This is a genomic window from Natronospira elongata, assembly GCF_034931365.1.
GTDB classification, from domain to species: Bacteria; Pseudomonadota; Gammaproteobacteria; order Natronospirales; family Natronospiraceae; genus Natronospira; species Natronospira elongata.
Genome location: NZ_JAYGII010000005.1, coordinates 1 through 12,196, shown reverse-complemented (window position 1 = coordinate 12,196; position 12,196 = coordinate 1). Strand labels below are relative to the sequence as shown.

General features: G+C 63.8%; 9 protein-coding genes and 1 tRNA gene. 5 read left to right on the top strand and 5 right to left on the bottom strand.

The window, feature by feature from the left end; genetic code table 11:
• A complete protein-coding gene (locus VCB98_RS03715) occupies window positions 1-1,641 on the top strand; it encodes a BCCT family transporter (protein WP_346050553.1) in 1,641 nt (546 codons plus the stop codon).
• 425 nt (window positions 1,642-2,066) lie between these two features.
• Window positions 2,067-4,100: a UvrD-helicase domain-containing protein gene (locus VCB98_RS03710; RefSeq protein WP_346050552.1), complete on the top strand. Its 2,034-nt coding sequence runs from the start codon at window positions 2,067-2,069 to the stop codon at window positions 4,098-4,100.
• Between the two features lie 475 nt (window positions 4,101-4,575).
• Here the strand turns inward: VCB98_RS03710 and VCB98_RS03705 are convergent, their stop codons facing one another.
• A complete protein-coding gene (locus tag VCB98_RS03705; protein WP_346050551.1) occupies window positions 4,576-5,112 on the bottom strand; it encodes a c-type cytochrome in 537 nt (178 codons plus the stop codon).
• 244 nt (window positions 5,113-5,356) lie between these two features.
• On the opposite strand from VCB98_RS03705, the gene VCB98_RS03700 reads away from it, so the two are divergent.
• A tRNA-Arg gene (locus VCB98_RS03700) sits at window positions 5,357-5,433 on the top strand.
• Between the two features lie 255 nt (window positions 5,434-5,688).
• A complete protein-coding gene (locus tag VCB98_RS03695; RefSeq protein WP_346050550.1) occupies window positions 5,689-6,276 on the top strand; it encodes a putative metalloprotease CJM1_0395 family protein in 588 nt (195 codons plus the stop codon).
• Between the two features lie 9 nt (window positions 6,277-6,285).
• On the opposite strand, the gene VCB98_RS03690 is transcribed toward VCB98_RS03695, so the two are convergent.
• Together VCB98_RS03690 and VCB98_RS03685 are read right to left on the bottom strand one after the other, a co-directional pair.
• The gene (locus VCB98_RS03690; RefSeq protein ID WP_346050549.1) at window positions 6,286-6,900 is read right to left on the bottom strand and encodes a thiol:disulfide interchange protein DsbA/DsbL; all 615 of its coding nucleotides are present in this window, start codon (window positions 6,898-6,900) and stop codon (window positions 6,286-6,288) included.
• 202 nt (window positions 6,901-7,102) lie between these two features.
• Window positions 7,103-7,720 (bottom strand): c-type cytochrome, encoded by a 618-nt coding sequence (locus tag VCB98_RS03685; RefSeq protein ID WP_346050548.1) that lies wholly within the window; start codon window positions 7,718-7,720, stop codon window positions 7,103-7,105.
• 119 nt (window positions 7,721-7,839) lie between these two features.
• Between VCB98_RS03685 and yihA the strand changes: the two genes are divergently transcribed.
• Window positions 7,840-8,460 carry a ribosome biogenesis GTP-binding protein YihA/YsxC gene (gene yihA / locus VCB98_RS03680; protein WP_406672245.1) on the top strand — a complete coding sequence of 207 codons (621 nt, stop codon included), beginning with the start codon at window positions 7,840-7,842 and terminating at the stop codon, window positions 8,458-8,460.
• Window positions 8,461-9,213: 753 nt separating this feature from the next.
• Here yihA and polA read toward each other — a convergent pair.
• Window positions 9,214-11,922 carry a DNA polymerase I gene (polA, locus tag VCB98_RS03675; protein ID WP_346050547.1) on the bottom strand — a complete coding sequence of 903 codons (2,709 nt, stop codon included), beginning with the start codon at window positions 11,920-11,922 and terminating at the stop codon, window positions 9,214-9,216.
• On the bottom strand, window positions 11,919-12,059 hold the full coding sequence (gene lptM, locus VCB98_RS03670) for an LPS translocon maturation chaperone LptM (protein WP_445353989.1): 141 nt from the start codon (window positions 12,057-12,059) through the stop codon (window positions 11,919-11,921). The genes polA and lptM overlap by 4 nt, the downstream gene beginning before the upstream one ends.
• Between the last annotated feature and the right edge of the window lie 137 nt (window positions 12,060-12,196).

Here is a 12,196-nt window from a genome sequence, read left to right as displayed (position 1 = left end):
ATGTTCAAGCAACTGGAAGCTCGCTTCGGCCTGAGAATGATCCCGGCGGTGTTCTACACCTCCGCCGCCCTGGCCATCCTCTTTGTCGCCATTGCCGCCCCCTTCAATGAGCCGGTGGCGGCCTTCTTCTCGGACGTGGCGGGGTGGATCTCCACCTACTTCGGCTGGTTCTACATTCTCAGCGTGACCGGACTGCTGATCTTCCTGATCTGGGTGGCGGCCAGTCGCTATGGCAGTATCCGACTTGGCGGCGATGACGCCCGCCCCGAGTACACCACCCTGACCTGGTTCACCATGCTGTTCGCCGCCGGCATCGGCACCATCCTGATGTTCTGGGGGGTGGCCGAGCCCATGACCCGGCTGGCCAATCCGCCCCTGCCCGATGTAGAGCCGGGCAGTCAGCAGGCCGCCACTCTGGCCATGAGCGTTTCCCTCTATCATTTCGGTCTGCACACCTGGACCATCTTCACCCTCCCGGCCCTGGCCATTGGTTATTTCTCCTATCGTCACGGCCTGCCCATGCGCATCAGCAGCATTTTCTATCCGGTCTTCGGTGAGCGCATCAACGGCCCGGTGGGCTGGTTCATCGACATCGTCGCCTTGCTGGGCACCCTGTTCGGGGTGGCGGTCTCGGTCAGCCTCGGCACCCTGCAGCTCAACAGCGGCCTCAATTACCTGGTGGGCCTGCCCACGAATTATCTCTCCGAAGCCCTGATCATCGGGGTGGTCACCGCCCTGGCGGTGGTCTCGGTTGCCCTCGGCCTGGACCGGGGGATCCGCCGCCTGTCGCAGTTCAATATCGTCATCGCGGTGATGTTGATGGTCTTTATCTGGGTGGTGGGCCCGACCCTTTTCATCACCCAGGGCACGGTGGAAAACGTGGGCAACTATCTGCGTGATCTGCCCTGGCTGGCCTTCTGGACCGAGACCTTCGAGGACAGCGACTGGCAGCGGGGCGCAACCATCTTTTACTGGGCCTGGACCATTGCCTGGGCCCCCTATGTGGGCATCTTCATTGCCCGCATCTCCCGCGGCCGCACCATCCGCCAGTTCGTCACCGGTGCCCTGGGTGCGCCCACATTGTTCACCGTGTTCTGGTTCTCCACCTTCGGCCTGGCCGCCCTGAATCTCGAATTCGAGCACGGCGTGGAGCTGGCCGCCAAGGTGCAGGAGGACGTGCCGGTCGCCCTCTTTTTATTCCTGGAACAGTACCCCCTGGCGATCCTGAGTTCCCTCGCCGGGGTGGTCATCATCATCGTCTTTCTCACCACCTCGGCCGACTCGGCGGCGCTGGTGGTGGATCTGCTCTCGCGGCGGGATGATCAGCCCTCCCAGGTTCGTCAGCGGGTGTTCTGGACCCTGCTGCTGGGCGGGGTGGCGGCCACCCTGCTGCTCGGCGGCGGCCTGGATGCCCTGCAGAATGTGATTACCGTGCTCGGCCTGCCCTTCTGTGCCCTGCTGGTATTCATGGCCGTCTCCCTGACCCGCGCCCTGCACGCCGACCACCTGGGCTACTCCCTCAAGGACCTGGCCGGCGGCCGAACCCCGCGCATGGACATCATGGGTGACCGCCCCGACACCCCGGACAGCGGCTCCGAGCCCTTCATGGAAGACCGCCGGGAACAGGAGGAAGACCGCTAGGCTGAACGTCCCGGCGGAGCATTAAAAGCTTGCCTCGCGCAGAGGGCGCCAAGGGCGCGAAGAGATCAAAAAGATTTCTCGCGCGGAGACGCAGAGACGCGGAGGAAAACCTTCTTGGTTGTTGGCGCTGGGGGTATCTGCCGTAGGAGCGGCTTTAGCCGCGATTGGGGCTCCGGTATGGCGGCTATCGCGGCTAAAGCCGCTCCTACGGCGGGATGGAACATTCATTCCTATCCGATTGGCAACTAATCCTCTGGAAGAGTCGGGGCAGGAATGGTCCTCCCACAACATAATCCATCTTTCCTCTGCGTCTCCGCGTCTCTGCGCGAGAATGGATCTTCGAATTTCCCGAATAGCCCGGGTCACAGCCGGGCGTGAAATTCAAGCCTCCCGTCCGTGTCGGTGGGGGCGTAAAATGCCCGCCCATGTCCGCCAACATCAGCCAACTGGATCACCTCAACCCGGAACAGCGCGCCGCAGTCACCGCCATTGACGGGCCGGTGCTGGTGCTGGCCGGGGCCGGGTCGGGCAAGACCCGGGTGATTACCCACAAGATCGGCTGGTTGCTGGACGAGTGTCAGGTCCCGCCGGAGCGGGTGGCGGCGGTGACCTTTACCAACAAGGCCGCTCGCGAGATGAAGGAGCGTGTCGGCAAGCTGATTCCCGCCGAGCGCGCCAAGCGCCTCGTGGTCTGCACCTTCCACACCCTTGGCCTGCGCATCCTGCGTGAGGAATACCGGGCGCTGGGGCTGAAGCGCGGTTTCTCCATCTTCGACGCCGAGGATAGCCGCAACCTCATCCGCGAGCTGCTCAAGGGCGACAACCGCGACGCCCAGGATGTCATCGATGTGGTCCAGTGGCGGATCTCGGGCTGGAAATCCGCCCGGGTGGGCGCCGAAGCCGCCGTGCTGGTGGCGGAAAACAACCAGGAACTGATGGCGGCGCGCATCTATGCCCAGTACGAACGCCATCTGCTGGCCTATAACGCCGTGGATTTTGATGATCTCATCGTCAAGCCGGTGCAGCTTTTTGACGAGGATGCCGAGGCCCGGGAACGCTGGCAGAACCGTTTTCGCTATCTGCTGGTGGACGAATACCAGGACACCAACGGCGCCCAGTACGAGTTGCTGCGCCAGCTCGCCGGGGTGCGCGCCGCCTTCACCGTGGTGGGCGACGACGACCAGAGCATCTATGCCTGGCGCGGGGCCCAGCCGGAGAACCTGGCCAATCTGCAGCGCGACTATCCCGGCCTCAAGGTGGTCAAGCTGGAGCAGAATTTCCGCTCCACTTCCCGCATACTGCGGGTCGCCAACGCACTTATCGCCAACAACCCGCATCTTTTCGACAAGCGTCTCTGGAGCCGCAAGGGCGAGGGCGACAGCATCCGCATCGTGCCCTGCAAGGAGGGCTTTGGCGAGGCCGAGCAGGTGGTGGCGAGGATCCTGCAGCACAAGATGGAGCAGGGCGGCAGCTGGAGCGACTATGCCATCCTCTACCGCGGCAACCACCAGGCCAAGCCCTTCGAGAAAATGCTGCGCGAGCGCAATATCCCCTATCACATCTCCGGCGGGCAGAGCTTTTTCGACCGCGCAGAGGTTAAAGACGTAATCGCCTATCTGCGTCTTCTGGCCAACCCGGATGACGATGCCGCCTTTTTGCGCATCATCAACGTCCCGCGCCGGGAAGTGGGCGCCACGACCCTGGAAAAGCTTGGCGGTTATGCTCGCGAGCGCAATATCGGCCTTTATTCCGCCTGTCTGGAGTTCGGTCTCCACCATGTTCTGCCGGCCCGCACCGCCACCCGACTGGAAGAGTTCGCGGTATGGATGGGCAAGCTCGGCGAGGAAGCCGAGCACAGTGATGAGCCGGTCGCCATCGCCCGTCGGCTGGTGGAGGAAGTCGGTTACATGGATTGGCTGGAAGAGACCGCCCGCGATCCCAAGGCCTTCGAGCGCCGCCGCGACAACATCGAGGAACTGTTTTCCTGGATGGGCAACATCGCCAAGCGTGCCGACAACGACATCGGCCTGACCGGCATCCTCAACCACATGAGCCTGATGGACATGCTCGACCGCAGTGGCGACGATCCCGGCGACACCGTCGCGCTCATGACCCTGCACGCCGCCAAGGGTCTGGAATTCGACCACGTCTACCTGGTGGGCATGGAAGAAGAACTGCTGCCCCACCGCAATAACCTGGAGGGCGAGGGCCTGGAGGAAGAGCGCCGCCTGTTCTACGTTGGCATCACCCGGGCCCAGCAGACCCTCACCCTCACCTACGCCCGCAAGCGCCGCCGCTACGGCGAAGACCTGGACTGTACCCCCAGCCGTTTCCTGGAAGAACTCCCCGAGGACGACCTCCACTGGAGCGGTCGTACCCCCGAAGACCCGGAAAAGAAAAAGGAAACCGGCCGCGCCCGCGTCGCCGGCCTCCGCAGCCTGCTCGCCCCCGAGACCTGACAGTCAGGACCGATCAAGGAAGATTCAAAAGATTGGCCTCACGCAAAGGCGCCAAGACGCTAAGGAAAACCTTTTTGTTGTGGGTGGGGGGATTCTGCTGTGGGGGCGGCATCCTTGCCGCGGTGGGGCTTCGATGGGTGCTGCTTGAAGGCTTGCCTCGCGCAGAGGGCGCCAAGGGCGCTGAGGAAAACCTTTATGTTTGTGGGTGGGGCCTGTTGTAGGAGCGGCTTTAGCCGCGATTGGGGCTTCGGTGTGGCTGCTATCGCGGATGAATCCGCTCCTACGGGAAACGCCCCCAACAAACCCACTGTCTTTCCTTTGCGTCTTCGCGCCTTTGCGCGAGGCAAGCCTTTGAATTCCTCTGCGCCCTTGGCGCCCTCTGCGCGAGGCAATCTTTTTTCTGGCCCCATTCCCCAGAGCATAAAAAACCCCGGCACGGAGGCCGGGGCTTCGGGATCAAGCTGGTTCGCTGTGATCAGTCGAGCTGTTCCAGCATGTAGTCCAGGGCAGCGGCAACCTGATCGTCGCTCAGGTTGGGGTTCCCACCACGGGCCGGCATGAAGCCGGCATCACCCTGGAAACCATCGATGGAATGCTCCAGGAGTGTCTCGTAGCCCTTGTCCAGGCGGGCAGACCAGGCACCTTGGTCACCGGTGGCCGGTGCCCCGGCAACACCCTGACCATGACAGCTCGTGCAGGCCTGGTTGTAGACCTGCTGTCCATCCACCTCATCGGCTTCAGCGAGCGCTTCATCGTCGGCCGCGGCGGGACGCTCCACCTGGGCAATGGCGACTTCGCAGTCGTCCTCATAGCCCTCCAGACACAGCCGGCCCACGGGGCGAATCCGTTCCGCCAGACGCTCCTGGGCATCGGGCGTCTGCACATGGCGGTCGGCAATGGTGCGATTCGCGGTCATGTTGGCGATGGCGAAGATCACCACCGTGAACACGATCAGAAAGGCGAGCACCATCATGAAGGTGTCAAAAAATGTGCGGTCTTCTTGCTCAGACACGGTCGCTAACCCCACAGTTGGCGGCCCGCCTTTGACTCTGGTCGGGGCCGGAAACAAATGAATTCAGTCGCCGGACATGCCGGTTGGAAGAGGCGGATTATAAACTGAAAGCCCCTCCCGGCGGAAGCGGCTTCGCCGCCAGGCCCGCCAAAATGTCTCCCTCCAATCCATACAGGCATGGACTCACAGGCCCCGGAACGCTAAACTGTGCCGTTCTCCGGCCCTGGACACCACCGGAGCCAAAGCGCCCGTAGCTCAGCTGGATAGAGCGTCGGCCTCCGAAGCCGAAGGTCGCAGGTTCGAATCCTGCCGGGCGCACCAAGTATCCTATCGAAGCCCCCTCACCTGCAGGGGGCTTCGTCGTTTTCGAAGCCCCCCTGTGGGAGCGGATTCATCCGCGACGAAAGCTGCCTCCGGCAGCTTTCGCAGGCGGTCAACTTCACCCCCTGTCCCCGCCGAAGGGAAAATTCAACCAGTGACGCTACCAACCCACCCCAGGGTCAATCCTGTTTCGGCCCCATGAGCTAAAATTAACGAACCAGGCCCAGAGGCATGGCGGATCCGGAGGCTGGCCCGGTGACCATCAACGCCATACAACCTGCAATCCTGAACCCGGCCATCACTACCCAGAACCGGCCGGTCGCGGCCGTGGAAGCCGGCAGGGAAACCAGCCCTGGGGCGGGGCCGGCGGCCCGCAAGGACGGTGTTGCGGAGGCCGAAGAACAGCGCCAGGTCCGCGAGCTGCGCCGGATCGATCAGGAGGTGCGCGCCCACGAGCAGGCCCACGCCCGGGTCGGCGGCCGCTTTGCCGGCCCGCCGCAGTTACAGATGGTGCGCGGCCCCAATGGGGAAATGTTCGCGGTCGGCGGCAGCGTCTCCATCGACACCAGTCCGGTGCCCAACGATCCGGAAGCCACCCTGGAGAAGATGGAGACCGTCCGCCGGGCGGCCCTTGCTCCGGCGCAGCCCTCGCCGGAGGACCTGGCCATTGCGGCACGTGCCAGCGTCATGGCCCAGCAGGCGCGGGTGGAAATGATGCGGGATGATCGGGAGGACGGGGCGTTGCCCGGCTCTCCCGGGGAACGCCTGCTCGATGCACTGGATCGTAGCGGAGCGATCCGGGAGCCGGCCGAACCCGGCCAGCTCCTGGATCAGCGGGCCTGAAGTCAGGCTTCAGTCGTCGCGGTTGAGCAGGTAATTTCCCAGGTCAACCAGGCCGTCCACGCCACCGGCGTCGCCCAGGTTGGTGACATACTTGCCGTTGACGACAACCGAGGGGGTGGAGCGGATCTGGAAGCGTCGGGCCAGATTCTCCGCACGGCGCAGCTTGGCATCCACTTCAAAGGAGCCGTAGGCGGCGTCGAACTCGTCGGGGTCAGCGCCCTGCTCCACGAAGAACTCCCTCATGCTGTCCTGATCATTGATCGCCCGGCGTTGCTCATGCATGGCCTCAAACATGGGGCCATGGATGTCCTCCACCATGTCCAGGGCCTCGGCCACATAGAAGGCCTTGCCGTGCTCCCGCCAGCGGGGGTTGAGGACCGCCGGGACGCGAAGGAAGGCGACATCGTCCGGGAGGCTGTCCTTCCAGCTTTCGGCGGCCGGCAGGAAGGCATAGCAGCCGCCGCAGCCGTACCAGAAGAATTCCACCACTTCCTTGGGCTCGTCCGACAGGGTCCGCTCCCGTTCGGCGACGCGATAATCCGAGCCTTCGCTGTAGGATTGACCGGCCGCTGCCAGCGGCAGGGCGAGAAGGCTGAAAAGCGATATCAGAATGGCCTTGCGCATGCTTTCCCCCATGACCGGGTGTTGAAACGGAGAGATTGATTGCTACCGGTTCGAATCCGGCAAGACGGCAAAGGTTCCCACAAAGCCGCCCGGTCGCCAAGCCCCAAAACCCTGCTCACAGAAAAAAGCCCCGACCATTGGGTCGGGGCTTTCAATGCCTGCCGCGGGCTTGCCGAGATCTGGTGGCTCAGTCGAGCCCTTATCAGTAGAGGCCCTGGATGTACTCGGCGACCGCGCGGATTTCCTCGTCGGTCATGCGGGCGGCGATATCGCGCATCATTGCCGCGCGGTCAGTGGTCCGTTCGCCATCGCGGTACTTCTTGAGTTCCGTGATGGTGTACTCGGCGTGCTGACCCGAGAGCATGGGATAGTCGGCCGTCGGGATGCCTTCGCCGCTGGGCCCGTGACAGGCGATGCAGGCGGTGACGCCGGTTTCCAGGTTGCCGCCGCGATAAAGCCGCTTGCCCTCTTCAGCCAGCTCCTGGTCGGCACTGCCGGGCTGGGGGGTCTGGATGGCGTAGAAGACCGCCAGATCCTTCATGTCCTGGTCATCCAGGCCCTGGACCTGACCCGCCATCACCGCATCGCTGCGCGTGCCGTCTTTGTAGGCGCGGAGCTGCTTCAGGGTGTAGCGGGCATGCTGGCCGGCCAGCTTCGGCCATTCCGGGTTGGTGCTGTTGCCGTCGGGGCCGTGACAGGCGGCGCAAGCCGTGCTCTTGGCCTCACCCGCCTCCGGGTCGCCGTCCACCAGGGGGTCGGCATTGACGCTCAGGCCGAGGGCAAGGGCGGCCATGCCGGCGAGAAGCTGCAGTGTCCTCATCGTTCTCAGGGCTCCTGAATTCCGCCCGGCCGGTGCCGGGCTAGACAAACTGGAAATCGCAAAGTCGGGTATTGTACACAAGTTTTCGTCCCGACCGGAATCACCACGAGAGCCAGTCAATGAGTGAGCAGGCAGCAAAATCCATCAGCGGGCTGATGCAGTCGGCCCAGTTTGTCCTCAGCGCCGCCAGGAAGGGCCAGTTTCCGGCCGATGAGCTGCCGGAAGTGGCCTTTGTCGGCCGCTCCAATGCCGGCAAGTCCAGCGCCCTGAACCGCCTCACCGGCCAGCGCAATCTGGCCCGGACAAGCAAGACCCCGGGGCGCACGCAACTGATCAATTTCTTCGAACTGGACGGCGGCAGCCGGCTGGTGGACCTGCCCGGCTACGGCTATGCCAAGGTGCCACCGGCGGTGAAGGAAAAATGGGCCCGACTGATCGAGAGCTACCTCCAGGCGCGCCCCAACCTGGTCGGGATCATCCACATCATGGACATCCGCCACCCCATGAAGCCCTTCGATGAGCAGATGCTGGAATTCGCCGCGGCCATCGACTGCCCGGTGCACATCCTGCTCACCAAGGCGGACAAGCTCAAACGCGGCCAGCAGGGCAAGCAGCGTCAACTGGTCCGCAACGCCGTGGGCGACGCCGCCGGGGTACAGCTGTTCTCGGCCGAAAGCGGCCAGGGCGTGGACGAGGCCCGGGCGGTGATTGCCGGCTGGCTGGGCTGGGTTGAGGGCTAGCCCGGGTTAGTAAAAGGTGGCCTCGCGCAGAGGGCGCCAAGGGCGCGGAGAAGTTCAAGGGCGGGTTTCACGCAAAGGCGCAAAGGCGCCAAGGAAAACCCTATAAGTTGTTGTGGTTGGAGCCCCCTTCTGTAGGAGCGGATTTATCCGCGATATCTCTCTACCCTTCTTTTGAAGACAGGGGGTTGATTTGGCCACATGCGAAACCTGCCTCCGGCAGGTTTCGTCGCGGATGAATCCGCTCCCACAGGGGGGGCTTCGATCGGCTTTGTCGGTGCCGGGGCCACAACAAAAGGATTTTCTGGCCTGGTTGGTCCGAGAGGGGCCAAGTTCCGCCGGTCAGGTGGGAGTTCGAGTGCCTGGAGGAAACCGAGCGGTCCCGCCTGAGCGGCGCAAGCCCCGAGGGTGGAGGGTGAATCCGGATGGCTGATCAGGGCCTCCTGCACGCGTGGAATGGCAAGGTGGTTTCGAATGCCCCCTGACTGACCGATGGTGAGCGGTCACCCTTCACCCTCGGGGCCCAAAAAAAAATGCCCCGGTCTGGGGGGACCGGGGCAAAAAGGGGCCCGGTGTCAAAAGGGGGAAAAACACCGGGCCAGGCGACGTCCGGCTTGGGGTGACCGAACGTCTCCCACTCAGGGAGGGGAGTGGGCGAGCGCCTTGCGACGCTCACTGACTATGATGCGGCCAAACGGGGAAAGTTCCAAGTCGTACGAAAAAATTTTTTTCAATCACGCCGATTGCCCGCAGCGATCAATGGGCCTCCTCCCAGTCGATCCCGTCCTCGGCGTCCACCTTCAGGGGCACGGACAGCTTGCCTGCTCCGGCCCTTGCCATCCGTTCGGCCACCGCCTGGCGAAAACGGTCCACAGCGGCCTCGGGTACCTCGAAGACCAGTTCGTCGTGGACCTGCATGATCATCCAGACCCCGGGCCATTCGGTGCTCAGCCACTCGGCCACATCCAGCATGGCGCGCTTGATGATGTCGGCGGCGGTGCCCTGCATGGGCGCGTTGATCGCGGTGCGTTCAGCGTACTGGCGGCGCTGGCCGTTGCGGGAGTTGATCTCGGGCAGATACAGGCGGCGACCGAAGACGGTCTCCACATAGCCCTGCTCGCGGGCCTGTTTTCGGGTCCGGTCCATGTAGTCGGCCACGCCGGGATAGCGCTGGAAGTAGCGGTCCACGTATTCCTGGGCGCTCTGGCGCTCGATCCCCAGTTGGCGCGCCAGGCCCCAGGCGGACATGCCGTAGATCAGGCCGAAGTTGATCGCCTTGGCGGCCCGGCGCTGGTCCGGCTCCACCTCTTCCGGTCGGCCACCGAAGACCTCGGCGGCGGTGGCGGCGTGGATGTCCAGATCCTGCTCGAAGGCCTTGAGCAGGCCCTCGTCGCCGGACAGATGGGCCATGATGCGCAGCTCGATCTGGCTGTAGTCGGCGGCCACCAGTCGATAGCCCTCGGGGGCGATGAAGGCCTTGCGGATGCGCCGGCCCTCGGCGCGGCGGATGGGGATGTTCTGCAGGTTGGGGTCGGAGGAGGACAGCCGTCCGGTGGCGGCCACCGCCTGGTGATAGGAGGTATGTACCCGTCCGCTGTTGGGGTCGATCATCTCCGGCAGCTTGTCGGTGTAGGTGGAGCGCAGCTTGGACAGGCCGCGGTGCTCGAGGATCATGCGCGGCAGCTCATGGCTGATCGCCAGTTCCTCGAGCACGTCCTCGGCGGTGGAGGGCTGGCCCTTGGGGGTCTTGCGCACCACCGGCAGGCCCAGATCCTCGAACAGGATCTTCTGCAGCTGCTTGGGCGAGCCCAGGTTGAAGCTCTGCCCGGCCGCATCATGGGCCTGGCGTTCAAGGGCATCCATGCTGTCCTTGAGTTCGGCGCTCTGCTCGCGCAGCTTGTCGGCATCCACCATCACGCCGCGCGCCTCCATGCGCTGCAGGACGGGGATCAGCGGGATCTCGAGATCACGGTAGATGCCCGCGAGCGGCTTGATCGCCTGCAGCTTCGGCCACAGGGCCTGGTGCAGACGCAGGGTGATGTCGGCGTCCTCGGCGGCATAGGACCCGGCGGTGTCGAGCTCGATCTGGTCGAAGGTCTTCTGCTTTGCGCCCTTGCCGGCAACGGACTCATAGCTGATGGGCGTGATGTCGAGATATTTCTGCGCCACCGAGTCCATGTCATGGCGGGTGGCGGTGGAGTCGAGCACATAGGAGGCGAGCATGCTGTCATCGTGTATCCCGGCCAGCCGGATGCCGGCGGCCGAGAGTACATGCATGTCGTACTTGATGTGATGGCCGACCTTGGGCAGTTTCTCGTCTTCCAGTAGGGGCTTGAGCTTGTCCAGGGCGCGCTGGCGGTCGATCTGCTTCGGCGCCCCGTCGTAGTGATGGCCCAGGGGCAGATAGGCGGCCTCGCCGGCCTTGACCGCGAAGGACAGGCCCACCAGCTCGGCCTGGCGGTAGTGGATGCTGGTGGTTTCGGTATCCACCGCCACCAGTTCGGCCTGCTTCAGGCGCTTGATCCACTCGTCCAGGTCCTTTTCATCCAGCAGGACCTGATAGTCCCCCTGGCTGTTGTCCTCGGCCTGGGCGCCGGTGCCGGCATTGCCGTTGTTCTCGTCCAGCTCCCGCAGCCAGGAATTGAATTCATGACTGCGGTAAAGCTCGCGCAGGGTGGCGACATCGGCCTCGCCCAGCTTGAGTTCCGATTCCTTGACGCCAAGTTCAAGATCGACCCGGATGGTGGCCAGTTCCCGGGAGAGTTTCAGCTGTTCAATGTTCTCGCGCAGGCTTTCGCCCACCTTGCCCTTGATCTCATCGGCCCTTTCCATGAGTTGGTCCAGGTCACCGTACGCCTGCAGCCATTTCACCGCCGTCTTCGGCCCCACCTTGGGTACCCCGGGGATGTTGTCGGACTTGTCCCCCACAAGGGCCAGGTAATCGATGATGCGCTCGGGCGGAATCCCGAACTTCTCTTCCACCCCGGCCGGGTCCAGGTGCTTGTCGGTCATGGTGTTGACCAGGGTGACCTTATCGGTCACCAGCTGGGCCATGTCCTTGTCACCGGTGGAGATCAGTACCTGTTCCCCCCGTTCGGCCGCTTCCCGGGCCAGGGTGCCGATGACGTCATCCGCCTCCACCCCCGACTCGCGCAGCAGCGGCAGGCCCAGGGCCTCGACCATGGTCAGCAGAGGGTCGATCTGGGCGCGCAGATCATCGGGCATGGGCGGCCGGTGGGCCTTGTAGTCTTCAAAAAGCTCATCCCGGAAGGTCTTGCCCGGGGCGTCGAAGACCACCGCGATATGGGCGTCGCCATAGTCCTTGCGCAGGCGCCGGAGCATATTTCCCACACCATAGACCGCACCGGTGGGCCGGCCGTCGGAGGTGGTCAGCGGCGGCAGGGCATGAAAGGCCCGATAGAGATAGGAGGAACCATCCACCAGTACCAGATCCGGCTGTTTCATTGCCCGTTCTCCTGCTCGTCGTTGTTCTCGCTCTCGTTCTGGCTTTCTTCTTCCTCGGGCTCGGGCAGGAACAGCGGCCCCTTCTGGCCGCAGCCCGCCAACAGCAGGGCCACCAGCAGCAGACTTGCGATACGCATGGTCATGGAAAATCCGTTCACTTAGGGAACCTCTGATTAATTCATTCGCACCCGCAGCCAACGGGATTTTCCCTCTCGTCTTCGTTGCTCCTCGCTCATGTAGCACAGCGGCTACACTACGCTCGTCGCGCCTCGCG